Annotated in this window: 23 protein-coding genes; 9 read left to right on the top strand and 14 right to left on the bottom strand. The window is 72.8% G+C overall.

Annotation, left to right across the window (positions count from 1 at the left end):
- The first annotated feature begins 10 nt into the window (after positions 1 to 10).
- Together ACFW01_RS02930 and ACFW01_RS02935 are read left to right on the top strand one after the other, a co-directional pair.
- Entirely contained in the window at positions 11 to 1,033 is a 1,023-nt protein-coding gene (locus ACFW01_RS02930) for an NADP-dependent oxidoreductase (RefSeq protein WP_384502233.1), read from the top strand.
- 106 nt (positions 1,034 to 1,139) lie between these two features.
- Positions 1,140 to 1,559 (top strand): organic hydroperoxide resistance protein, encoded by a 420-nt coding sequence (locus ACFW01_RS02935; protein ID WP_122620306.1) that lies wholly within the window; start codon positions 1,140 to 1,142, stop codon positions 1,557 to 1,559.
- A gap of 35 nt (positions 1,560 to 1,594) precedes the next feature.
- Here the strand turns inward: ACFW01_RS02935 and ACFW01_RS02940 are convergent, their stop codons facing one another.
- Positions 1,595 to 2,743, bottom strand: a complete 1,149-nt coding sequence (locus tag ACFW01_RS02940; protein ID WP_234954326.1) for a serine hydrolase domain-containing protein — start codon at positions 2,741 to 2,743, stop codon at positions 1,595 to 1,597.
- 149 nt (positions 2,744 to 2,892) lie between these two features.
- Between ACFW01_RS02940 and ACFW01_RS02945 the strand changes: the two genes are divergently transcribed.
- A complete protein-coding gene (locus tag ACFW01_RS02945) occupies positions 2,893 to 3,720 on the top strand; it encodes an EI24 domain-containing protein (RefSeq protein WP_234954324.1) in 828 nt (275 codons plus the stop codon).
- On the opposite strand, the gene ACFW01_RS02950 is transcribed toward ACFW01_RS02945, so the two are convergent.
- Positions 3,692 to 4,984 (bottom strand): pyroglutamyl peptidase, encoded by a 1,293-nt coding sequence (locus ACFW01_RS02950; protein WP_234954322.1) that lies wholly within the window; start codon positions 4,982 to 4,984, stop codon positions 3,692 to 3,694. The two genes, ACFW01_RS02945 and ACFW01_RS02950, sit on opposite strands and share 29 nt — an antisense overlap.
- Before the next feature lie 159 nt (positions 4,985 to 5,143).
- Between ACFW01_RS02950 and ACFW01_RS02955 the strand changes: the two genes are divergently transcribed.
- Entirely contained in the window at positions 5,144 to 7,594 is a 2,451-nt protein-coding gene (locus ACFW01_RS02955) for a glycoside hydrolase family 3 C-terminal domain-containing protein (RefSeq protein WP_234954320.1), read from the top strand.
- A gap of 90 nt (positions 7,595 to 7,684) precedes the next feature.
- Here ACFW01_RS02955 and ACFW01_RS02960 read toward each other — a convergent pair whose 3' ends face one another.
- A complete protein-coding gene (locus tag ACFW01_RS02960; RefSeq protein ID WP_234954318.1) occupies positions 7,685 to 8,665 on the bottom strand; it encodes an aldose epimerase family protein in 981 nt (326 codons plus the stop codon).
- 25 nt (positions 8,666 to 8,690) lie between these two features.
- Entirely contained in the window at positions 8,691 to 9,614 is a 924-nt protein-coding gene (locus tag ACFW01_RS02965) for an SGNH/GDSL hydrolase family protein (RefSeq protein WP_234954316.1), read from the bottom strand.
- 256 nt (positions 9,615 to 9,870) lie between these two features.
- Between ACFW01_RS02965 and ACFW01_RS02970 the strand changes: the two genes are divergently transcribed.
- Positions 9,871 to 10,365, top strand: coding sequence for a DUF3145 domain-containing protein (locus ACFW01_RS02970; protein ID WP_122620312.1), 495 nt, complete (start codon positions 9,871 to 9,873; stop codon positions 10,363 to 10,365).
- A 152-nt stretch (positions 10,366 to 10,517) separates the two neighbouring features.
- On the opposite strand, the gene ACFW01_RS02975 is transcribed toward ACFW01_RS02970, so the two are convergent.
- From ACFW01_RS02975 to fasR, 5 genes are all read right to left on the bottom strand, one after another.
- Positions 10,518 to 11,795: a beta-ketoacyl-[acyl-carrier-protein] synthase family protein gene (locus ACFW01_RS02975; protein WP_234954314.1), complete on the bottom strand. Its 1,278-nt coding sequence runs from the start codon at positions 11,793 to 11,795 to the stop codon at positions 10,518 to 10,520.
- Positions 11,796 to 11,895: 100 nt separating this feature from the next.
- Positions 11,896 to 12,144 carry an acyl carrier protein gene (locus tag ACFW01_RS02980; protein WP_234954312.1) on the bottom strand — a complete coding sequence of 83 codons (249 nt, stop codon included), beginning with the start codon at positions 12,142 to 12,144 and terminating at the stop codon, positions 11,896 to 11,898.
- Between the two features lie 102 nt (positions 12,145 to 12,246).
- Entirely contained in the window at positions 12,247 to 13,278 is a 1,032-nt protein-coding gene (locus ACFW01_RS02985) for a ketoacyl-ACP synthase III (RefSeq protein ID WP_234954310.1), read from the bottom strand.
- Positions 13,279 to 13,294: 16 nt separating this feature from the next.
- On the bottom strand, positions 13,295 to 14,215 hold the full coding sequence (locus tag ACFW01_RS02990; RefSeq protein ID WP_234954308.1) for an ACP S-malonyltransferase: 921 nt from the start codon (positions 14,213 to 14,215) through the stop codon (positions 13,295 to 13,297).
- A gap of 89 nt (positions 14,216 to 14,304) precedes the next feature.
- Positions 14,305 to 15,510, bottom strand: a complete 1,206-nt coding sequence (gene fasR, locus ACFW01_RS02995) for a fatty acid biosynthesis transcriptional regulator FasR (protein ID WP_234954306.1) — start codon at positions 15,508 to 15,510, stop codon at positions 14,305 to 14,307.
- 58 nt (positions 15,511 to 15,568) lie between these two features.
- Between fasR and ACFW01_RS03000 the strand changes: the two genes are divergently transcribed.
- Positions 15,569 to 16,222, top strand: a complete 654-nt coding sequence (locus tag ACFW01_RS03000) for a pirin family protein (protein ID WP_234954304.1) — start codon at positions 15,569 to 15,571, stop codon at positions 16,220 to 16,222.
- Here ACFW01_RS03000 and ACFW01_RS03005 read toward each other — a convergent pair.
- The gene (locus ACFW01_RS03005) at positions 16,219 to 17,034 is read right to left on the bottom strand and encodes a serine hydrolase domain-containing protein (protein ID WP_234954302.1); all 816 of its coding nucleotides are present in this window, start codon (positions 17,032 to 17,034) and stop codon (positions 16,219 to 16,221) included. The genes ACFW01_RS03000 and ACFW01_RS03005 overlap by 4 nt on opposite strands.
- Before the next feature lie 19 nt (positions 17,035 to 17,053).
- Positions 17,054 to 17,524, bottom strand: coding sequence for a GNAT family N-acetyltransferase (locus ACFW01_RS03010; protein WP_234954300.1), 471 nt, complete (start codon positions 17,522 to 17,524; stop codon positions 17,054 to 17,056).
- Positions 17,525 to 17,628: 104 nt separating this feature from the next.
- Here ACFW01_RS03010 and ACFW01_RS03015 point away from each other — a divergent pair, with 104 nt between their 5' ends.
- Positions 17,629 to 18,111, top strand: a complete 483-nt coding sequence (locus tag ACFW01_RS03015) for a MerR family transcriptional regulator (protein WP_234954298.1) — start codon at positions 17,629 to 17,631, stop codon at positions 18,109 to 18,111.
- On the opposite strand, the gene ACFW01_RS03020 is transcribed toward ACFW01_RS03015, so the two are convergent.
- The 3 genes from ACFW01_RS03020 to ACFW01_RS03030 form a co-directional block, all read right to left on the bottom strand.
- Positions 18,108 to 18,971, bottom strand: a complete 864-nt coding sequence (locus ACFW01_RS03020) for a DUF4429 domain-containing protein (RefSeq protein ID WP_234954296.1) — start codon at positions 18,969 to 18,971, stop codon at positions 18,108 to 18,110. The two genes, ACFW01_RS03015 and ACFW01_RS03020, sit on opposite strands and share 4 nt — an antisense overlap.
- A gap of 66 nt (positions 18,972 to 19,037) precedes the next feature.
- Entirely contained in the window at positions 19,038 to 20,255 is a 1,218-nt protein-coding gene (locus tag ACFW01_RS03025; protein ID WP_234954294.1) for an alpha/beta hydrolase, read from the bottom strand.
- A gap of 54 nt (positions 20,256 to 20,309) precedes the next feature.
- Positions 20,310 to 20,981: a TetR family transcriptional regulator gene (locus ACFW01_RS03030; protein ID WP_234954292.1), complete on the bottom strand. Its 672-nt coding sequence runs from the start codon at positions 20,979 to 20,981 to the stop codon at positions 20,310 to 20,312.
- Between the two features lie 126 nt (positions 20,982 to 21,107).
- Here ACFW01_RS03030 and ACFW01_RS03035 point away from each other — a divergent pair, with 126 nt between their 5' ends.
- Positions 21,108 to 22,718, top strand: coding sequence for an MFS transporter (locus ACFW01_RS03035; protein ID WP_234954290.1), 1,611 nt, complete (start codon positions 21,108 to 21,110; stop codon positions 22,716 to 22,718).
- A 208-nt stretch (positions 22,719 to 22,926) separates the two neighbouring features.
- On the top strand, positions 22,927 to 23,235 hold the full coding sequence (locus ACFW01_RS03040) for a small hydrophobic protein (RefSeq protein WP_234954678.1): 309 nt from the start codon (positions 22,927 to 22,929) through the stop codon (positions 23,233 to 23,235).
- The last annotated feature ends 126 nt before the right edge of the window (positions 23,236 to 23,361 follow it).

A 23,361-nucleotide genomic window follows, 5' to 3' on the forward strand; every position in this document is an offset into this window, starting at 1 on the left:
AAGGCGCCCCATGACCGACTCCCCCTCCCTCCCCGCCGTCAACCGCGAATGGCACCTGGTCACCCGCCCGGTCGGCTGGCCCAAGCCGGAGGACTTCGCCCTCGTCGAGACCGAGGTCCCCACCCCGGGCGAGGGCCAGGTCCTGGTGCGCAACCTGTACGTCTCCGTCGACCCCTACATGCGCGGCCGGATGAGCGCCGCCAAGTCCTACGCGGCCCCCTACGAGCTGGGCAAGGCCATGCAGGGCGGTGCGGTCGGCGAGGTCGTCGCCTCCAACGCCGAGGGCTTCGCCGTCGGCGACCACGTCCTGCACTTCCTCGGCTGGCGCGAGTACGCCGCCGTGAACGCGCAGAGCGCCGTCAAGGTCGACCCGGACGCCGCGCCGCTGTCGACGTACCTCGGCGTACTCGGCATGACCGGCCTCACCGCCTACGCCGGCCTGCTGCGCACCGCGGCCTTCAAGGAGGGCGACACGGTCTTCGTCTCCGGCGCGGCCGGTGCCGTCGGCAGCCAGGTGGGGCAGCTCGCGAAGCTCAAGGGCGCCGCCCGGGTCATCGGCTCGGCCGGCTCGGACGACAAGGTCCGGCTGCTCGTCGACGAGTACGGCTTCGACGCGGCGTTCAACTACAAGGACGCCCCGGTGAGCGAGCAGCTGCGCGCCGCCGCCCCCGACGGCATCGACGTCTACTTCGACAACGTCGGCGGCGACCACCTGGAGGCGGCCATCGGCTCCCTCAACCTGAACGGCCGCATCGCCATCTGCGGCGCGATCTCCGTCTACAACAACACCGAGCCCGCCCCCGGCCCGAAGAACCTCGCCCGCCTGATCCAGACCCGCGGCCGCATCGAGGGCTTCCTGGTCGGCGACCACTACGACCTCCAGCCGGAGTTCGTCGAGGAGGTCGGCCCCTGGGTCGCCTCGGGCGCCCTGAAGTACCGCGAGACGGTCGTCGAGGGCATCGGGAACAACCTGGAGGCGTTCCTCGGCGTCCTGCGCGGCGACAACACCGGGAAGATGATCGTCAAGCTGTGACCTTTACCGAGTGACTTCACTGCACTTCCGGCATGCGGTAGCGTCATTCCGAAATCCGTCGTGGTCGTGGGCGCGAGTCACGGCGGACCGAGGAGGAAGACACCGCATGCCCATCCAGCAGTCCGAGGTCCTGTACACCGCCGTCGCCACCGCCGAGAACGGCCGCGACGGACGGGTGGCCACCGATGACGGCAAGCTCGACCTGGTCGTGAACCCGCCCAAGGAGATGGGCGGCAACGGCGCCGGCACCAACCCCGAGCAGCTGTTCGCCGCCGGGTACAGCGCCTGCTTCCAGGGCGCGCTCGGCGTCGTCGCCCGTCAGGAGGGCGCCGACATCTCCGGGTCCACCGTCACCGCCAAGGTCGGCATCGGCAAGAACGACGACGGCTTCGGCATCATCGTCGAGATCTCCGCCGAGATCCCGGCGGTGGACGCCGCCACCGCGCGGTCCCTGGTGGAGAAGGCCCACCAGGTGTGCCCCTACTCGAAGGCGACGCGCGGCAACATCACCGTGACGCTCGTCTGACCGCGGCGGCCCCGGGTACGCGGCGCGCGCGGTGCTCAGCAGGCCGACGCCGCCGCGTGTACCGCCGCCACCAGCCGCTGGTTCTCCGGCGCCGCCCCGCCCGGACAGGCGGAACGGCGCCGGGCGTACCCGTAGGCCAGACCGCCCGACGGGTCCGCGAAGCCCTGGCTGCCGCCCGCACCGCCGTGCCCGATCGTCCCGGCGCCCAGGAACGGGTGCCAGAGGTCCGCCGTCGCCTCGAAGCCGATGCCGTACGACCCGTGCGTCCGGGTCACCAGGTCGTAGCCCACCGAGTGGAACTGGCCGAACTCCGCCAGCGTGTCCGGCTTCAGCAGCGGCGCCCTGCCCTCCACCTCGCCGATCGCCGCCGCGTACAGCCCCGCGAGACCGCGGGCCGAGGCCACCCCGCCGACGGACGCGGGGCCCCCGGCGCGGACCGCGGGCTCGTTGGGGAGGGTCTCCAGGCAGGTGCCGTGCGCCGCGTTCCGGTTGAACGCGATCGCCGCGAGGGAGCGCGGACCGTCCGGGCACGCCGCCTCGGCCCGCTGCACCGGCGTGAGGACCATCGGCCGCGCGGCGCGGAAACGGTGGTCGAGCGAGGCCGGCAGACCGAGGTGGAAGTCCAGGTGGTGCGGGGCGCGGACCCGGTCCTCGTAGACCTCCTGCAGCGTGTGGCCCGTGGCCCGGCGCACCACCTCGCCCGCGAGGGCCCCGAGCACCAGCGCGTGGGATCCGAAGGCCGTGCCGGGCCGCCAGTACGGACGCTGGTCCGCGAGGCGTTCCGCGATCACCCGGTCGTCGGCCAGCTCGGCGGTACTGAACCCGGTGTCCGTGCCGATCACTCCCGCGCGGTGCGCCAGCAGGTCCCGCAGGGTCAGCGCTCCCTTGCCCTCGGCCGCGAACTCCGGCCAGTAGTAGGTCACCCTGCGGTCCAGCTCCAGCGTGCCCTCCTGGACCAGCAGGGCGGCCACCAGGTGCGCGGCGCCCAGGGTGGCGGTGTGCACCGCGTACAGCGAATCCGCCCCCGCGCCGTCGCCGGTCCACAGGTCGACGACCCGGCGCCCGTGCACGTACACGCACAACTGGCCCTCGTGGTCGGCCGGTTCCCCGGTCACGACGGCCGTGAACTCCTCACGCACCCGTTCGAAGCCGTCGGCGACGGTGCCGTGGATCTCCTGCGTCATCCGCTTCTCCTCACCCACTCGCCGGACCGCCCGTGGCCCGTCACCGGTCGGTGCGTCCACCGGACGTCCACCGATCGGTACGGCGGGACGAGCGGGTTCGACTCAATCGGGGCGCGGCGGTGGCGGCGCCGACCGGTAGAGTTCCGCCCATGCGCGATCTTGGGGCGGGATTCGGCCATCTCCTGAAGGGCCAGCGCTGGGTGGCCCGGCACGGCAAGAGCTACGGCTTCGGGCTCGTCCCGGGCCTGATCACCCTGGTCCTGTACGCGGCCGCGCTGGTCGCGCTCGCGATGTGGGGCACGGACTTCGTCGCCTGGACGACCCCCTTCGCCGACGACTGGTCGAGCCCCTGGCTCGGGCTCTTCCGCGGTTTCCTGACCGTCGTCCTGTTCGCCCTCGCCCTGCTGCTGGCCGTCCTCACCTTCACCGCGGTCACCCTGCTGATCGGGCAGCCCTTCTACGAGGCCCTGTCCGAGCGCGTCGACCGCGACGTCTCCCCGGACGGCACCGCCCCCGAGTCCGACCTGCCGCTCTGGCGCGAGGTGTGGCTCTCCGGCCGCGACAGCCTGCGGATCCTCGTCCGCGCCGCCCTGTGGGGCGTGCTGCTCTTCGCCCTCGGCTTCATCCCGTTCGTCGGGCAGACGGTGGTCCCGGTGATCGGCCTCTTCGTGACCGGCTTCTTCCTCACCGAGGAGCTGACCTCCGTCGCCCTCCAGCGCCGCGGGGTCGAGCTGCGCGAGCGCCTCGCCCTGCTGCGCTCCCGCAAGACGCTGGTCTGGGGCTTCGGCACCCCGCTGGCCGTCTCCTTCCTGGTGCCCTTCGTCGCCGTGTTCCTGATGCCGGGCGCGGTCGCCGGCGCCACGCTCCTCGCCCGTGAGCTGCTGGGCGAGGAGACCCGCGACGGCCGCGACGACGACCGCTCCGGCGGCGGCCCCGCCGACCCCGCGGTCAGCCCCGGTCCGGCCCCGGCGCACTGACCGCCACGGCCACGATCGCCCGCACCTGCGCCACGATGTCCAGCCGGTTCCGCACGAACTCGGGGTCGGTGACCGTGCCCGTCGCCGGATCGGTGTTCCCGGCCCCGAACTGGAGCACCGGCGTGTGCACGTGCCCGCCCGGCAGCGCGCCGCGCAGCCCGAGCCGGTCCCGCAGCAGCGTCGCCCGGTAGGCGATCTCGTTGGAGAGGTAGTTCCCGCCGCCGCCCTCCCGGGCCGTCGAACCGGGCGTGGGCCCGTCCGGCCGTACGACCGCCTGGGTGGAGCCCGCCGGGATCTCGGTCACGCTCGTGTTGTCGTACACCGGGAAGCGGCCGGTTGCCGCCGCCGTGATCGCCGCGTACGGCAGCGTGGTCGTCGTCCACTGCGGCTGCGAGGCCGGGTCGGCGACGGGCACCGTCTCCGTACGGGACAGGTTCTCGTTGTCGGGGAAGCCGCCCCGCCAGGCCCCGTTGGTCCGCTCCACGTCGAACTTCCCGACCCGGCCCTGGCTCACCGTGGTGAACAGGTCCACCCCCGGCAGATACGGCCGCAGCGCCCGTTCCACGGTCCCCTCCGCGAAGTCCCGCCAGCGCACCGGGAACACGGCCGTCTCCACCCGCGCGGGCCCGTCCGGGGTGTCGATCACCGTGCCGTCCAGGGCGAGCGCGGCGGCCCCGGACGGATTGGAGATGCGGATGTCGCGGTCCAGGGTGAAGGGGTCGAAGCCGGTGAGCAGGACACGCTTCACGCCCTTGCCCCGGTCGCCGTCGTGCCGCCGCGGCAGGCGGATGTCGGACTGCCCGCGCGAGGTGCGCTCCAGCGCGTCCAGGAGCGCGTCCCGCTGCCGTTCACCGAGCCCGAACCGGGGCTCCCAGGTGCGCAGTTCCCGTGTCATCGAGAGCCGCGCCCAGTACAGCGGCCGGTCGTCGTCACGGCTGATGGCCCCGTGCGACGGGCCGCGCCCCTGCGCCCGGTCCACGGCCCGCCGCCACAGCGCGGAGCCCTCCCGCTCGACCAGGCGCCGGGCCTCGCGGTAGGAGTCCGTCCGCCCGAGCCCGTGCGCGAACGCCGGTGCCACGGCGGCGAATCCGGAGCCGCGCAGGATCTCCCGGGGTACGTCCCCGTCGAGCCGCCGCTCCTCGGCCGTGGGAGCGGGGGAGGCGGCCGTGGCCCCCGGGGGCGCCGCCGTGGCCGTTCCCGGGGCGGCGAGCCCCGCCGCCAGGGCCAGTCCGAGTACGCCGATCTGAACACGTATGGGTCTCAAGGGAGTCCAGGTCCTTCCGTCGCCGTGGGGTGCGCTGCGGACGGCCGCAGTATCGCGTGACGGGAGGGACGCGCGCTACGGCGCGGCGGCGGTCCCGGTTCGAACGCGGGCGGGCGAGGAAGGATGCACACGTTCACGCATTCGACGAGGAGGCCCGCGATGGCGGACGTACGGGACGACCGGGACGCGGCCCGGGAGGCGGTGGTCGGGGCGGCGCTCGCCGCGCTCGACCTGGACGCGAAGACCCGCCTGCTGTCCGGGCAGGACATGTGGAGCCTGCCCGCACTGCCGGAGATCGGCCTGCGGTCCCTCGTGATGTCCGACGGCCCGGTCGGCGTGCGCGGTGTCCGCTGGACCGCCGACGACCCGTCCGTCGCGCTGCCCTCGCCCACCGCGCTCGCCGCCTCCTGGGACCCCGCCCTCGCCCACCGGGCCGGCGTGCTCCTCGCCCAGGAGGCCCGCCGCAAGGGCGTCCACGTGCTGCTCGCCCCCACCGTCAACCTGCACCGCTCCCCGCTCGGCGGACGGCACTTCGAGGCGTACAGCGAGGACCCGTACCTGACCGGGCGGATCGGCACCGGCTACGTCACCGGCGTCCAGTCCGGCGGCGTCGGCACCACCGTCAAGCACTTCGTCGCCAACGACGCCGAGACCGACCGCTTCACCGTGAACAACCTGGTCTCCGGACGCGCCCTGCGCGAGCTGTACCTGGCCCCCTTCGAGGCCATCACCGCGGACGCGCGCCCCTGGGGCGTCATGACCGCCTACAACTCGGTCAACGGCCCGACGATGACCGAGCACCACCACCTGGTCCAGGAGGTGCTGCGCGGCGCGTGGGGCTTCGACGGCTTCAACGTCTCCGACTGGCAGGCCGCCCGCTCCACCACCGGCGCCCTGAGGGGCGGCCTCGACGTGGCCATGCCGGGCCCGAGGACCGTGTACGGCCCGGCCCTCGCACGGGCGGTGCGCGACGGCGAGGTCACGGAGGCCGAGGTCGACGCGGCGGTGCGCAACGTGTTGCGGCTCGCCGCCCGCGTCGGGGCCCTCGACGGCGCCGAACCGGCCGTCACCGACCCGCCCGCCGCCGTCGACGGCCCGGCCCTCGCCCGCGAGATCGCCCGCCGCTCCTTCGTCCTGGTCCGCAACGAGCCCGTCGGCGGCACGGGCCCCGCACTGCCCCTGCGGCCCGGCACCGTCGCCCTGTCCGGAGCCGCCGCCCGCGACGCCCGCGTCCTCGGCGGCGGCTCCGCGACCGTCTTCCCCGCCCACGTCGTCTCCCCGCTCGACGGCCTCACCGCGGCCCTCCCCGACGGGGGCCTGAGCTACTGCGTCGGCGCCGACCCGAACACCGAACTCGCCGTCGCGGGCCGGGGTTTCACGCTGCGCGCCGTCTGCCGCGACGCCGACGGCGAGGTCACCGGCACCGGGTCGGCCCCGAGCGGGCACATCCAGTGGATGGGCTCCGACCTCCCCGAGGGCGTCACCCACGACCGGCTGCACACCGTCGAGCTGACCGGCACCTTCACCCCGGACGAGACCGGCCCGCACACCTTCGGCATCAAGGGCCTGGGCCACTTCACCCTCACCGTCGACGGCACCACGTACTACGACGGCGTCCAGCGCCCCGCCAAGGACGACCCGTTCCTGTCCTTCTTCGGCGCCCCCGAACCCCGCGCCGAGGTCCGGCTCACCGCCGGAGCGCCCGTCGACGTGTCCCTCCGGTACGTCGTCGACCTCCCCGACGACGACCGGATGAAGGTCGTCACCTTCGCCCTCGCGCACGCAGGGCCGCGCCGGGACCCGGACGAGCTGATCGCCGAGGCGGCCCGCGCGGCGGCCGCCGCCGACACCGCCGTGGTCGTCGTCGCCACCACCGAGCGGGTCGAGTCCGAGGGCTTCGACCGCACCGACCTGCGGCTCCCCGGCCGCCAGGACGACCTGGTCCGCGCGGTCGCCGCCGCCAACCCGCACACGGTCGTCGTCGTCAACTCCGGCTCCCCGGTGGAGCTGCCCTGGCGCGAGGACGTCGCCGCCGTGCTGCTCGGCTGGTTCCCCGGCCAGGAGGGCGGCGCGGCCCTCGCGGACGTCCTGACCGGCGCCCACGAGCCCGGCGGCCGACTGCCCACCACCTGGGGCGACCTCGGCGACGCCCCGGTCACCCGGGTCACCCCGTCCGGCGGCGAACTGCCGTACTCAGAAGACCTGTTCATCGGCTACCGCGCCTGGGACCGGGCCGCCCGCACCCCGGCGTACCCCTTCGGCCACGGCCTCGGCTACACCGAGTGGACCTACGAGTCGGCCCACGTCGACGGCACCACCGTCACGGTCCGCCTGCGCAACACCGGCGACCGCCCCGGCCGCGAGGTCGTCCAGGTCTACCTCGCCCCCGTCGAACCCGACCCCACCCGCCCCGCACGCGCCCTCGCCGGATTCGCCGGGGCCGAGGCCGGGCCCGGCGAGCGGACCGAGGTCACCGTCGAGCTGCCGCGCCGCGCCTTCGAGGTCTGGGACGAGGCGACCGGCTCGTGGGCGTTTGTGAAGGGTTCGTACGAACTCGGCATCGGGCGCTCGATCGCCGACCGCCGGATCACATCGGCGATTACCGTCTGAACCGGGACGCCCGCGAGGGCCTTCCCCCGCGAACAGCCCCGGCCCGGGACCTGACGGCCGGGCCGGGGCTCGCCGGGCCCACCCGGTCCGCTACCGCGCCGAGAACCCGTACACGGTCCGCGAGCGGAACACCTCGCCCGGCCGCAGTACGGTGCCCGGGAAGTCCGGCCGGTTCGGCGAGTCGGGGAAGTGCTGCGTCTCCAGCGCGATGCCGTCACCGGGCGCGTGCGGCTCGCCCAGCTGGTCGGCGGTGTACACCTGGAGGCCCGGCTCGGTCGTCGCCACCGTCAGCACCCGCCCCGACGCCGGGTCGTACAGCTCCGCGACCTCCTCGGCGGCCTCCGTCACACCCTTGTCCAGGCAGAAGTTGTGGTCGTAGCCCGAACCGACCTTGCGCGCCCGCCGGAAGTCGAACCGTGTGCCCGTCACGTCCGCCGGTTCGCCCACCGGGATCAGACCCGCGTCGACCCGCGTCACCCGGGAGGCCGCCAGCCGCAGCTCGTGGCCGCCCGCGTGCCCGGAGCCGCCGAGGTTGAAGTAGCTGTGGTTGGTCGGATTCAGCACGGTCGGTGCGTCGGTGACCGCCTCGTAGTCGATCCGCAGCGCCCCCGGCTCCTCCAGCGTGTACGTCACCGAGACCGCCACCCGGCCCGGGTAGCCCTCCTCGCCGTCCGGGCTGACCAGGCTCAGCCGGATGCCGTGCCCGTCGTCCCCGACCGGCTCCACGTCCCACACCCGCTTGTCGAAGCCCCGCTCACCGCCGTGCAGCGAGTTCGGCCCGTCGTTCCGCGCCAGCGTGTACGTCCGCCCGTCCAGCGGGAAACGGCCGCCCGCGATCCGGTTGGCGTACCGGCCCACGAGCGCGCCGAAGTACGGCTCCGGATGCCGCACATAGCCGTCCAGGTCCGCGAACCCCAGCACCACGCCCGCGGTGTTCCCGTCCCGGTCCGGGGCCTGAACCGACTGGACGATCCCGCCGTACGACAGCACCCGGACCCGTACGCCGGCCCGCTCCAGGGTCCAGCGGTGTACCGGCGTGCCGTCGGAAAGTGTGCCGAAGAGTTCGTTCATGTGCGAACTCTAGGACACGCCCAGGTCAGGGCCGCTCGGCGGTGACCGCCCGGTACGCGATCTCGGCCAGCCTGGCCTGGCCGTCCACGCTGGGGTGGAACCAGTCCCAGTGGCTCAGCTGGTCCGTGCCGAAGCGGTACGCGTGCACCGCGCCGTCGTCGGTGCGGCAGCGCCGGTCCTTCGCGCAGACCTCCCGCAGCACCTCGTTGTAGTCCGTCACCCGGTCCCGCACGGTGTTCCGCCGCAGGGTCGCCGCCGAGTCCAGGGAGTCCGCGTCGGCCAGCATCGACGGGCACAGGCCCAGCTTCCACACCTGCTTGCCCAGCGGGTTGGTGCGCCCCTGGGACCACAGCCGCTTCAGGTCCGGGATGCTCGCCACGTACACCTGCGCCTTGGGCAGCTCGCGGCGCAGGGTGCTCATGGCCTTCTCGAACTGGTCCCGGAAGTCGGCCACCGGGGTCATCGCCGAGGGCGTCCGACGGCAGGCGTCGTTGGCCCCCACCATCACCGCGACCAGCTCGGGCTTCCGCGCCGCCGCCCGGGTCACCTGCCCGGACAGGTCGGCCATCCGGGACCCGGTGACCGCGTAGTTCCAGCTCCGCTCGGCCGCCTCCGCCTTCCCCAGCAGCCGTACGGCCAGACTGTCGACCTCGGCGCTGGAACCGGTCGCCCAGGACACGTCGGGGCAGTCCGACAGCACCGAGCAGGCGTCGAAGCCGCGCGTGATGGAGTCGCCCACCGCGGCGACCGAGTCCGGGCTGCGGTCCCAGACCGGGGCGGGCTTCGGACGCTTCGACGCGCTGCCGGACGGGGCGGGGGAGTCACCGCCCACGGCGTCGCAGCCCGCCACGCCCAGCACGGCGGCGGTCAGGACGGCGAGCGCGGCACGCGCCCGGCGCCGGACACGGCGCGTCTCCCGGTCCTTCCCCCGGTCCGTCCCCTGGCCCATACGCGTCCCACCCCTCGCCTCGTGCCTCCGTGTCCTCAACCCATGACACCCCGCCGCGGGTTCCCGGGGGCGGTGGTGCGACGCCTCACACCCGTACAAGCGTCCTGCCGGGTGAATGGCGCGGCTTTGTCGGCACCGGGACCGACGGTACGTCACACTCCTTGCCCCGTCGCACGGTAGCCTCGCCCTCAACGTGACCCGCCCGGTCACGGCCGTCCGCCCGTTCCGAGATGTCCCGCTCAGCCCGGAGGTTCCGGTGACGACACGTGGAGTCCTGTACGTGCACTCCGCGCCGCGCGCGCTCTGCCCGCACGTCGAGTGGGCCGTCGCCGGGGTGCTCGGCACGCGCGTCGGCCTGGACTGGATCCGGCAGCCCGCGGCACCCGGCACCTGGCGCTCCGAGTTCTCCTGGCAGGGCCAGGCGGGCACCGCCTCCAAGCTCGCCTCCGCGCTGCGCGGCTGGCAGCTGCTGCGCTTCGAGGTCACCGCGGAACCGTCCGCGGGCGCCGAGGGCGAGCGCTACAGCTGCACCCCCGACCTCGGCATCTTCCACGCCGTCACCGGCATCCACGGCGACATCCTGATCCCGGAGGACCGCCTGCGCGCCGCCCTGGTCCGCTCCCAGCGCGGCGAGACCGACCTGGAGTCCGACATCGCGAGACTCCTCGGCAAGCCCTGGGACGACGAACTGGAGACCTTCCGCCACGCGGGCGAGGGCGCCCCGGTCCGCTGGCTCCACCAGGTCGTGTGAGAACGCCGCCTCGCAAACGAGCCCCGTAAGGGGCGCGGGGAACTGCGCGACCAGCCACAAACGGCCCGCACCCGGCATGTTTCGGACGAACAACGGCGATGGCCCGAACCCTCAACCGGGGCTCGGGCCATCAATACGTTCAGCGACGCCGGTCAGACCGAACGGAACGCCAGAACAACATTGTGCCCACCGAACCCGAACGAGTCGTTCAGCGCGGCGATCCGCCCCTCGACGGGCAGCTTGCGGGCCTCCCCGCGCACGATGTCCGCGTTGGCCTCGGCCTCGGGGTCGAGGTTCTCGACGTTGATGGTCGGCGGCGCCACCCGGTGGTACAGGGCGAGCACCGTCGCGACGGACTCCACGCCGCCCGCGCCACCGAGGAGGTGACCGGTCATCGACTTGGTGCCGGAGACCGCCATGTGGTCCACGTCGTCGCCGAGGACCTTGCGCAGCGCCTTCAGTTCGGCGATGTCACCGGCCGGCGTCGAGGTGGCGTGCGCGTTGACGTGCACGATCTCAGCCGGGACCAGGTCGGTGCGGTCCAGCAGGTTCTGCAGGGCGTTGGAGATGCCGCGGCCCTCGGGCTCCGGCTGCACGATGTCGTGGCTGTCGGCGGAGATGCCCTGCCCGACCGCCTCCGCGTAGACGCGGGCACCGCGCGCGGCGGCGTGCTCGGCGGACTCCAGGACGAGGACGCCGGCGCCCTCACCGAGGACGAAGCCGTCGCGTCCCGTGTCGAAGGGGCGCGAGGCGCCCTGCGGGTCGTCGTTGTTCTTGGACATCGCCATCATGTTGCCGAACGCGGCGATGGGCAGCGGGTGGATCGCCGCCTCCGTGCCGCCCGCGACGACGACGTCGGCACGGCCGGTGCGGATCATCTCGATGGCGTAGCCGATGGCCTCGGCGCCCGACGCGCAGGCGGAGACCGGCGTGTGCACGCCCGCGCGGGCGCCCACGGCCAGACCCACGTTGGCCGAGGGGCCGTTCGGCATCAGCATGGGGACGGTGTGCGGGGAGACGCGGCGGACGCCCTTCTCCTTGAGCACGTCGTACTGGTCGAGCAGGGTCGTCACGCCACCGATGCCGGAGGCGATGACCGCACCGAGCCGGTCGGGGTCGACGACGTCACCCTCGGTCTCCCCGGCCTTGCCGGTGTACCCGGCGTCCTTCCATGCCTCCTGGGCCGCGATCAGCGCGAACTGCGCCGAGCGGTCCAGACGGCGGGCCTGCGGTCGCGGGATGACCTCGGAGGGGTCCACGGCGACCGGCGCGGCGATACGGACCGCCTGGTCGGCGGCCCACTCCTGCTCCAGGGGCTTGACGCCGGACTTGCCGGCGACCAGGCCCTCCCAGGTCGAGGCTGCGTCGCCACCCAGCGGTGTGGTTGCGCCGATACCGGTGACGACCACGGTGCGATTGGTCGAGCTCACGGGAATTCTTTCTCCAACGGGATACGGATTCGTACGGCGCCACCGCCGGGTGGCGGGGCAGTCTGCCCGGATACTCGGGACATGCCCGAGTATCGGCGGATCAGGCCTGGTGGTCGAGGATGTACTTGGTCGCGTCGCCGACCGTCTTGAGGTTCTTGACGTCCTCGTCCGGGATCTTGACGTCGAAGCGCTCTTCGGCGGCGACGACGACCTCGACCATGGACAGCGAGTCGACGTCCAGGTCGTCGGTGAAGGACTTGTCCAGCTGGACGTCCTCAACCGGGATGCCGGCGATCTCGTTCACGATCTCCGCGAGACCGGCGACGATATCTTCCTGAGTGGCGGCCATGGTGGCGCTCCTTCTTTGTTGTCCAGAGGGTGTGGCGGCCCGCCGCGTCGCGGCGAGTGTTGCTGCTCTCCGTTCCGGACCGCGTGATCCGGCACGGAGTGCCTAGGGGAGGGTAACGACCGTGGCGGCGTACACGAGACCCGCCCCGAAGCCGATGACGAGCGCGGTGTCGCCGCTCTTGGCCTCGCCGGTCGCCAGGAGCCGCTCCATCGCGAGCGGGATCGAGGCGGCCGAGGTGTTGCCGGTGGTGCGGATGTCACGGGCGACCGTGACGTGCTCCGGCAGCTTCAGTGTCTTCACCATCGAGTCGATGATCCGCACGTTGGCCTGGTGCGGGATGAAGACGTCGAGGTCGTCCGGGCTGATCCCGGCCGCGTCCAGCGCCTGCTGCGCGACCTTCGCCATCTCGAACACGGCCCAGCGGAACACCGCCTGGCCCTCCTGCGTGATCGCAGGAAACTTGACGTTGCCCTCGGAGTCGAGGGGCAGCTCGGAGACGTCGCCGATCCGGAAGCGGTCCCAGGGGACGGTCTGCTTGATGGTCTCGGACTTGTCGCCCTCCGAGCCCCAGACCGTCGGGCCGATCTCCGGCTCCTGCGACGGGCCGACCACGACCGCGCCGGCCCCGTCGCCGAACAGGAACGCCGTGGCCCGGTCCTCCAGGTCGGTCAGGTCGGAGAGCCGCTCCACGCCGATGACCAGGACGTACTCCGCCGAACCCTCGACGACCATGCCCTTGGCGAGGGTCAGTCCGTAGCCGAAGCCCGCGCAGCCCGCCGAGATGTCGAAGGCGGCGGCCTTGTCCGTGCCGAGCCGGTCGGCGATCTCGGTGGCGACGGCCGGGGTCTGGCTGAAGTGCGAGACGGTCGAGACGACCACGGCGCCGATCTGGTCGGCGGAGATCCCGGCGGCCGCGATGGCCTTGCCGGACGCCTCGATCGACATCGCCGCGACGGTCTCCTCGGGGGAGGCCCAGTGGCGCGTCTCGATGCCGGAGCGCGAGCGGATCCACTCGTCGGACGAGTCGATCGTCTCGAGGATCACCTCGTTCGGCACGACCCGGGTCGGACGGTAGCCGCCGACCCCGAGGATGCGCGCGTACGGGGCGCCCTTGCTGGGCTTGATCTTCGACATGCTGTCGCGCTCCTTGTCAGGCGTGCTCGGCGACGAGCTCGCGGGCCGCGTCGAGATCGGCGGGGGTCTTCAGGGCCAGCGTCTTCACGCCCGGCAGTGCGCGCTTGGCGAGACCGGTCAGCGTGCCGCCCGGGCACACCTCGACGATCGCGGTGACGCCCAGCTTGCCGAACGTCTCCATGCACAGGTCCCAGCGGACCGGGTTGGCGACCTGCCCGACCAGGCGGTCCAGCACCTCGGCGCCGGTGGCGACGGCCTGCCCGTCCTTGTTGGACACGTAGGTCACCCCCGGGTCGGCCGGCGTGAGCGCGGAGGCGGCCTCGGCGAGCTTGTCCACCGCGGGCGCCATGTGGCGCGTGTGGAAGGCGCCGGCCACCTTCAGCGGGACGACCTTGCGCACGCCCTCGGGCTTGTCCTCGTTCAGCGCGGCCAGCTGCTCCATGGTGCCGGCCGCCACGATCTGACCGGCGCCGTTCACGTTGGCCGGGGTCAGGCCGAGCTTCTCCAGGTGCGCGACGCTCACCTCGGGGTCGCCGCCGAGCAGCGCCGACATGCCGGTCTCGGTGACCGCGGCGGCCTCGGCCATGGCCAGGCCCCGGCGGCGTACGAGGGTCAGCGCGGCGGTGTCGTCGAGGACGCCCGCGAAGGCGGCGGCGGTGATCTCGCCGACACTGTGGCCCGCGACCGCGCCGGGTGCGATCTCCGCGATGTCACCGAGTGCCGCGGCGGACAGCAGGCCCGCGGCGACCAGCAGCGGCTGGGCGACGGCCGTGTCCCGGATCTCGTCCGCGTCGGCCTTGGTGCCGTAGTGGGCGAGATCGAGTCCAATGGCGTCGGACCACGCGGCGACGCGGTCTGCGGCGCCGGGGAGGGCGAGCCAGTCAGTCAGGAAGCCGGGCGTCTGGGCGCCCTGGCCGGGAGCGACGAGTACGAGCACTCTCACACTCTCTCTTGAGGACGGCCGGGACCGCCCGTGGGGACAAGGACGAAGAACAGCAGGGGGTTTTGTGGACCCCCCACAAAAGCTTAGAGTTGCGGATCTCCATCGGCCAGACGCCCCAGGATGAGCGCGATCCGCAGTGTGAACGCAGACCGTACATCAGAGGGTGACCATCCGGTGACGTCAGTCACACGTCGGAGCCGGTAGCGCACGGTGTTCGGGTGAACGAAGAGCATCCGGGCAGCGCCCTCCAGGCTGCTCGCCTGCTCCAGATAGACGCTGAGCGTCTCCAGCAGCGCGGCCCCGGCCTCCTCCAGCGGTCTGTAGATCTCCTCCACCAACTGCTCACGGGCCGCGGGGTCGGAGGCGATCGCGCGCTCCGGCAGCAGATCGTCCGCGAGCACCGGCCGCGGGGCGTCCTCCCAGGCGGCGCAGGCCTTGAGCCCGGCGGCGGCGGCGTGCGCGGACCGCGTCGCGGCCAGCAGGTCCGGCACCACGGGACCGGCCACGACCGCCCCCTGAGCGAACGGCCCGATCAGCGACTTGGCCACCGCCAGCGGGTCGTCGCGGCCCCCGGCGATGACCACCAGCCGGTCCCCGAGCACCCCCGTCAGTACCTGGAGCTTGGCGTGCCGGGCCGCGCGCCGGATGGCCTCGACGGTCAGCTCGGAGTCGCCGTCCGGCGCGGTGCCGAGCACGACACAGACGTGGTCGGGCGAGTTCCAGCCGAGGGCGGCGGCCCGGGACACCGCCCCCTCGTCGGCCTCCCCGCTGAGCACGGCGTTGACCACCAGCGACTCGAGACGCGCGTCCCAGGCACCGCGTGCCTCGGCTGCCTGCGCGTACACCTGGGCGGTCGCGAAGGCGATCTCCCGGGCGTACACCAGCAGCGCCTCGCGCAGTACCGACTCGTCGCCGGGCGCGGCGACCTCGTCGATGGCGGACTCCATCACCTCGATGGTCGTCCGCACCATCTCCACGGTCTGCCGCAGCGTGATCGCGCGGGTCAGCTCGCGCGGCGCGGTGCCGAACACGTCGGTGGAGATGGCCTGGGGCGCGTCCGGCCGCCGGAACCACTCGGTGAAGGCGGCGATGCCGGCCTGGGCGACCAGCCCGATCCAGGAACGGTTCTCCGGTGGCATCGCCCGGTACCACGGCAGTGTCTCGTCCATGCGCGCGATGGCCTGCGCGGCGAGCGATCCGGCGGACTGCTCCAGCCGCTTCAGCGTCGCGGTGTGCGAATGGACGGCGTGCGCCGCGGGCTCGGGCTTGCTGGTTTCGGGTTCGGGCACGGGACAAGACTGCCTTATCGGGACGGGAGCACGCGCCGCCGGGTCTACCGTGGACGTCGTGACGGACGTACGGCGCGCCGACGAGCGCTATCCCGGGGGTGACGAGGCGGCGGGCATCGCCTCCCGCCACGCCTTCTCCTTCGGCCCCCACTACGACCCCGGCAACCTCCGCTTCGGGGCTCTGATCGCCTGCAACGAGGAACGCCTGGCGCCCGGCGCCGGATTCGACGAGCACCCGCACAGCCACACGGAGATCGTCACATGGGTGGTCGAGGGCGAGCTGACCCACCGGGACTCCGCGGGCCACGAGACGGTCGTCCGCGCCGGGGACGTGCAGCGCCTCAGCTCCGCGGGCGGCGTCCGCCACGTCGAACGCAACGACGCCGCGGTCCCCCTGACCTTCGTCCAGATGTGGCTGGCCCCCCGCGACCCCGGCGGCGACCCCGCCTACGAGATCGTCCGCGGCATCGCCGACTCCACCCCGTACGCCGTCCCCGAGGCCGCCGCCATGCTCCACGTACGCCGCCTGGGGGCGGGGGAGCGGACGGCGGTGCCGGACGGGGCGTACGTGTACGTCCACGTGGTGCGGGGCGAGGTGACGCTGAGCGGGGAGGCGCTGGGGCCGGGGGACGCGGCACGGATCACGGACGCCGAGGGGATGGACGCGGTGGCGGTGACGGCGGCCGAGCTGCTCCTGTGGGAGATGGCCTAGACCTCGGCGAGTACCGCGTCCGTCAAAGCCGGCCACGCCTCGGTCGCCCAGGGGCCGAAGGCGCGGTCGGCCAGGGCGACGCAGGCGAGGCCGGCGTCCGGGTCGATCCACAGGAAGGTGCCCGACTGGCCGAAGTGGCCGAAGGTGCGCGGGGAGGACGAGGCGCCCGTCCAGTGGGGGGACTTGCCGTCCCGGATCTCGAAGCCGAGGCCCCAGTCGTTGGGGTTCTGGTGGCCGTAGCCCGGCAGCACGCCCTTCGTGCCCGGGTACTGCACCGTCATCGCCGCGGCGACCGTGCGCGGGTCGAGGAGGCGCGGTGCCTGCACCTCGGCGGCGAACCGCAGCAGGTCCTCGACGGTGGAGACGCCGTCCTTGGCCGGGGAGCCGTCCAGGGCCGTGGACGTCATGCCCAGCGGCTCCAGGACCGCCTGCCGCGCGTACTCGGCGAACGGCATGTCCGCCGCCTTCGCGATGTGGTCGCCGAGCTGCTCGAAGCCGGCGTTGGAGTAGAGCCGGCGCTCGCCGGGCGGGGCGGTCACCCGGTGCTCGTCGAAGGCCAGCCCCGAGGTGTGCGCGAGCAGGTGCCGGACGGTCGACCCGGCCGGGCCCGCGGCCTCGTCCAGCTCGATCGCGCCCTCCTCGTACGCCACCAGCGCCGCATAGGCCGCGAGCGGCTTGGTGACCGAGGCGAGGGGGAAGCGGTGCGCGACCGGGCCGTGGGTGCCCAGGGTCGTGCCGTCGGCCCGGACGACGCCCGCCGCGGCGGTGGGGACCGGCCAGTTCTCGATCAACGCGAGGCTCTTCAAGGACATGCCACCGAGCCTAAGCGGCTCAGAGGTGCAGCCTCATCGAGGGGGTGGTGTCCCGCGTGAAGCCCATCGACGCGTACAGCGGCTCGGCGTCCTCGGAGGCGGTGAGCATGACGTGGCTCGCGCCCCGCTCGCGGAACCACTCCAGCAGCTTGTCCATGCACGCGCGCGCGTAGCCGCGACGCCGGGCGTCCGGGTCGGTCGCCACGCTGAACACGTAACCGATCAGTCCGCCGGGCGGCCGGTCCGGCCCGCCGATGCGGTACTCCAGGGTCCCCACCACCAGCGCCGCCAGCGTGCCGGGCCGCTCCGGGTGGTCGACGACGAACGCCGCGAACTCCCCGTCCGGGTCGGCCAGCCGGGACTTCAGGCCCGGTAGGGAAGCGGCCTGCCAGTCGGTGGGCGACGCGGAGTGCATCGCGTCGATCATCACCTGGCGCAGACGGAGCACTTCCTCCGCGTCCTCGGCGGCGGCACGGCGTACGGGACTCATGCCCGCACGCTAGTGACCCCGCCCGTCACGTGTCCCGCGGTTTTCCTCTCCTCCCGAAGCCGTCGCTTGCCTGGAGTGCACTCCAAGGTCATAGCGTGGAGGGCATGACGGTGATGCAGACCACGGCCGAGCCGCTCGCGCCGAACGCCACCAGCACAGACATCTGCTCCGCTCCGCCCCCGCGCCACCCGCGCCCCGACGGAGAGGACCACTACACCATCAGCGAGGTCGTCGCCTTCACCGGGCTGACGGCGCACACCCTGCGCTGGTACGAGCGGATCGGTCTGATGTCCCACATCGACCGCTCGCACACCGGCCAGCGCCGCTACAGCAACCGCGACCTGGACTGGCTCGGTTTCGTCGGCAAGCTGCGCATGACCGGCATGCCGGTCGCCGACATGGTCAGGTACGCGGAGCTGGTGCGGGAGGGCGAGAGCACCTACCTGGACCGGCGGGAACTCCTCGAGTCGACGCGCCGTGACGTACTGACGCGGATCACCGAACTCCAGGACACCCTCGCCGTGCTCGACCGGAAGATCAGCTTCTACGAGGACGCCGGACGTCCCCGCCGGCGCCGGCCGGGCTAAAGCTCCGCCAGCAACTCCGCCTTCTTCGAGGAGAACTCCTCGTCCGTCACCAGCCCCTGCTGGTGCAGCTCCCCGAGATGCCGGATCCGTTCGGCGATGTCCGCGGGATCCCGCCGAGGCGCCGGCACCGGAACCGGAACGGGGGCGCCGGCGCCCCGCTCCCGCACCGCCGCCAACACCGCCGCGGCGAACGGCAGCGACTCGTGCACAGGCCCGTACCCGAGCCCGAACACGACGGACGCCGGGTCCTGGTCGGCCTGCGGAGCGGCCCCCGCGGCGTCGCGCGGCAGCAGCCGCAGATACCCCTCGAAGACCTCGGGGGACCGCCACTCCACCCCGCCCAGGCCGGCGACCGGGAAGCTCTGGTCGCCGGCCTTCCACTTCGCCGAGGACGCGCCGGTCCAGGACCACCGGAAGGACACCGCCTTCCCGTCGAAGGACGCCTTCCCGTCGTACGCCTTGAAGTGCAGCGGCGCGTCGGGCGCGGCCACCAGGTACCGGTCCGCCGGTTCGGACGCCGCGGAGTCGGCCAGCAGTCCGCGCAGCTCGTCGGCGTAGTACTCCGCCAGCGTCTCCCGCTCGGCGGGCAGTACCAGCCGGTACGGGTCGCAGCCCTCCTTCAGCTGTCCGGCCGCCGCCTCGATCAGCGGATCGGCGCCCTCGCGCGGTTCGACGCGCAGCACGACGCTGCCGCGCCGGCCCGGCGTGAGCGTCACGCCGGCGATGGCCTCCAGGGGCACCCGGCGTTCCCCCAGGGCCTGAAAGAGCTTCGGTGTTCGAATCCCCCGTTCGTAGCGGATGAGCACGGAGTCGGACTCGAACTCCCAGGCGGCATGAAATCCGGCCAGTACGTCACCCATGCGGCTCATCGTATGCGGCACGAGCCTCTCCGTCCCCTCCCCGTGCAAACCGGAATTTATCCGCCTCTACGCGCGTCCGGCCGCCGTCGCCACGGACAAACCCGCCCGGCATGTGTCACCTTCTCCCGCACAGGCGACCGTGCGGTATGCGCCAACGCCGATCTCCGCGAAGTTGCGCAGGCTCTCCGTGCCCGGCACGAAGTAACCGCTGTGCCCCTGGGCGCCGCGCGCCGACAGCACCCGCGCCCCGAACGCGGCCGACACCGGGTCGGCGCCGTGCCCGAGCCCGCCGACCTCCAGGTAGGGCACGTCCCCGATCCAGTCGTCGGTGTCCCGCATCGCCCACACGCGGGCGGAGGTGTGCAGATGGGAGGCGTTCTCGGCGCGCATCCCGGGGCTGCCGGCCACCGCTATGTCGGTCACCCGCAGGGGCAGCGTGTCGGCGGCGAGGCCGCACACCACCGAGCCGTAGCTGTGGCAGAACAGCGAGACCGGGGCCCGGCCGGGCAGCGCCCGCAGCAGCCCGTTCAGCCGGACGGCGCCCTGCTCGGCGCGGGTCGCCGTGGCCGCCTCCATGCCGAGGCCGCTGGGGGAGGTGTAGTCGGCCCACGCGATCACGGCCGTCCGCGTGTCGGGGCTCGCGGCGCGCTCGGCCTCGTACAGCGACTCGGCCATGCCGACGGGTGCCGAGTACTTGCGTGCGGTGCGCTCGAAGGTGACCAGCTCGGTGTCGACACCCGGCACCACCACGGACACGCGTTCAGCGTGGTCGAGGTTCCCGAACACCTCGGCGACCTTGCCCGCGCCCGCCGGGTCGAAGGCGAGGATGTGCCGGCCGGGTGCGAGCAGCGAGTCGTAGTGGTTCATGCGCTTCGCGGCCTCGCGCTGGCCGGACAGGGACAGGCGTTTGTCGTGCATCCGCCCGCGCTCCACCGACCGCGCCTTCTCGATCGCCGTCCGGTTGGCGAGGTAGCGCAGCTGGACGGGGGCGCCGTTCATGTTGCCGACGGCCAGCGGATAGCGGCGGGCCAGACTCTCGCGCTGCCACTCGCCGAGCGAGGCGAAGAAGCGGGCCAGCCGCGCGGGTGCGGTGTGCGCGTCGGGCAGCGACCGCCCGCCGACCCGGCCGTGCTCCCAGGCCGAGACCGACGCCTCGAGCGCCGTGGGACCCCGCTGGTTGCGCAGCGCGGTCCAGCCGGTGGTCGCCAGCATCACGAACACCACGGCCAGGGCGAGCAGCGCGCGCCAGACGTTCAGCTGCGGGGAGGTGTCGAAGGAAGTCACTGGGAGGACACACTAGGAGAACGGGACGGTCTCGCGTGAATCCAGTGACACGGATCACGTTTCGCTGCTGCGCTGCGAGATTGATCCGGCACGCTCGGCGAGCGGGCGCTCCCGCCAGTCGCCGGTGAGCGCCGGTGCCACCTGGTCCAGATAGGAGGCCGTCAGGTCGCGCAGCGCCGCGAGACCGGCGTCGTCCCGGGCCGACCAGATCCGTTCGGTCACCCGCATCACCGCGCCGAAGACGGCCACGACCACCCGCGGCCGCGGATCCTCCTCCACGTCCAGGCCCTCGCGGTCGGCGATGAGGCGGGCGATCTCCTCCTCCAGCTCCGTCGCGCGCCGCAGATGCGCGGCGAGCAGCGCGGGCGTCGATTCGATCACCCGGTAGAAGCGCAGGTGCAGCTCCATCGGGATCAGCCGCTCGACGGCCTCCCCGATGGTGCTCCAGCTCTCCACGAGGGCGAGGCGCAGCGCGTCCAGCGGCGCCTCCCCGGGCGGGCGCGCGCGGACGGCCTCGACGAAGTGCGACTCCGCGAGCCGCGACACGAAGAACGCCGCGTCCTCCTTGGAGGCGAAGTAGCGGAAGAAGGTGCGCTGCGAGACGTCGGCGGCGTCGGCGATGTCGTCGACGGTCGTCTCCTCGTACCCGCGCTCGGTGAACAGCCTGAGGGCGGAGCGCAGCAGGAGGTCCCGGGTGCGCTGCTTCTTGAGTTCCCGCAGGCCCAAAAGTTCGCTCCTCCACCAGGGTGCCGCGGTTTGTTTCCGCAGTTCAGGCTATACGCAGATGACATGTCAGTTACTGACACGTGAATTGGTTTGTCAACTGTCAGTGGCTGTCATTAGCCTCCCCGTATGACTAGTCAGACCACCATCGACAAGACCGGACCGGGGGACGGCGTCCCGTCGGGTTCCGCGCCCGCCAAGGGGTTGCGCGGCCATCCGTGGGTCACCCTCGTCACCGTCGCGGTCGGCGTCATGATGGTGGCCCTGGACGGCACCATCGTGGCGATCGCCAACCCGGCCATCCAGAACGACCTGGACGCCAGCCTCGCCGACGTCCAGTGGATCACCAACGCCTACTTCCTCGCCCTCGCGGTCGCCCTGATCACCGCGGGCAAGCTCGGCGACCGCTTCGGGCACCGGCAGACCTTCCTCATAGGCGTGGCGGGCTTCGCCGCCTCCTCCGGAGCGATCGGACTGTCCGGCAGCATCGCCGCGGTCATCGTCTTCCGTGTCTTCCAGGGCCTGTTCGGCGCCCTGCTGATGCCGGCCGCGCTCGGCCTGCTCCGGGCCACCTTCCCGGCCGAGAAGCTCAACATGGCCATCGGCATCTGGGGCATGGTGATCGGCGCCTCCACCGCGGGCGGCCCGATCCTCGGCGGCGTGCTGGTCGAGCACGTCAACTGGCAGTCCGTGTTCTTCATCAACGTGCCGGTGGGCATCCTCGCCGTCGTCCTCGGCGTCATGATCCTGCTGGACCACCGGGCCGAGAACGCGCCGCGCTCCTTCGACCTCCTCGGCATCGCGCTGCTGTCGGCCTCGATGTTCGCCCTCGTCTGGGCACTCATCAAGGCTCCCGAGTGGGGATGGGGTTCCGGCGAGACCTGGCTGTACATCGGCGGCTCGGTGGTGGGCTTCGTCCTGTTCTCCCTGTGGGAGACCAAGGTGAAGGAGCCGCTGATCCCGCTGGCGATGTTCCGCTCGGTGCCGCTGTCGGCCGGTGTGGTCCTGATGGTCCTGATGGCCATCGCCTTCATGGGCGGCCTGTTCTTCGTCACCTTCTACCTGCAGAACGTCCACGGCATGAGCCCGGTCGACGCCGGTCTCCACCTGCTGCCGCTCACCGCCATGATGATCGTCGCCTCGCCGCTGGCCGGTGCGATGATCACCAAGGTCGGCCCGCGCGTCCCGCTGGCCGGCGGCATGGTCTGCACCGCGATCGCCATGTACGGCATCTCCACGCTGGAGACGGACACCGGCAGCGCCGTCATGTCGATCTGGTTCGCCCTGCTGGGCCTCGGCCTCGCGCCCGTCATGGTCGGCGCCACCGAGGTCATCGTCGGCAACGCGCCGATGGAGCTGTCCGGTGTGGCCGGCGGTCTCCAGCAGTCGGCGATGCAGATCGGCGGCAGCCTCGGCACCGCCGTCCTCGGCGCGGTCATGGCCTCCAAGGTCGACAGCGACCTGGCGGGTAACTGGGCGGCCGCGGGACTTCCGGAACTGACGCCGGAACAGGCCCACCAGGCCTCCGAGGCGGTCCAGGTCGGCGTCCCGCCGGTGGCCCCGGGCACCCCGGAGCAGATCGCCGCGAAGATCGCCGACGTCGCCCACAACACCTTCATCGACGGCATGAGCCTGGCCTCGCTGGTGGCCGCCGGCGTCGCGGTCGTGGCCGTGGGGGTCGCCTTCCTCACCAAGCGCGGGGTGAACGCGGACGGCGGCGCCGGCATGGGGCACATCTGACGGTCCGCCGGCTCCCGTTCGCCCATCAGGGTGACAGGACCGGCGAACCCTCCCCTCCGGCGGGCCGCGCAGGTCACAGTGGGTCAAGTCCTCCGCAGGACATGGAGGACGGCATGCCGCGGCGCGCTGCTGGAGGGGGGCAGCGCGCTTGGCAGGCATAAGGCGCCGTGCGGGGGTACCCGAACTCCACGAGGAATCGAGGGAGTTGATGATGGCGAGCTTCGGACAGGGATCGCGCGGGTACCCCCGCTCACGTGGCCGGACAGGCGCACGGACCGGGCCGGACCGGGCGACGCTCGGGATCATCGGAGTCGTGTGCGCGGTGGCGGGTTTCTTCACGCTGGGCATCATCCTGGGCCCCGTCGCGATGGTCTGCGGCTGGTGGGCCATGGGACGCAGCTGGGCGGGCTCGCGCCCGGCGCCCGCTGTGGTGGCCCTCGCGCTGGGAGCCATCGACACGCTGCTGGCGGTCGTCTGGCTGGCCGGGTCCGCGGGCATGAACAACGGAATGCTCTGACGGACCGCGCACCGCGACGAGAGAAGTGACGAGGGGGGGGGGGGGGGGGCGGGCGGGGCCCCCCCCGCGGGGCGCGCCCCCGCCCCCGCGCCCCCGCCCCCGCGCGGGTAAAAAAAAAAACAACAC

Origin of the sequence: Streptomyces sp. NPDC058985 (genome assembly GCF_042740985.1) — a bacterium.
In the GTDB taxonomy this organism is placed as follows: Bacteria; Actinomycetota; Actinomycetes; order Streptomycetales; family Streptomycetaceae; genus Streptomyces.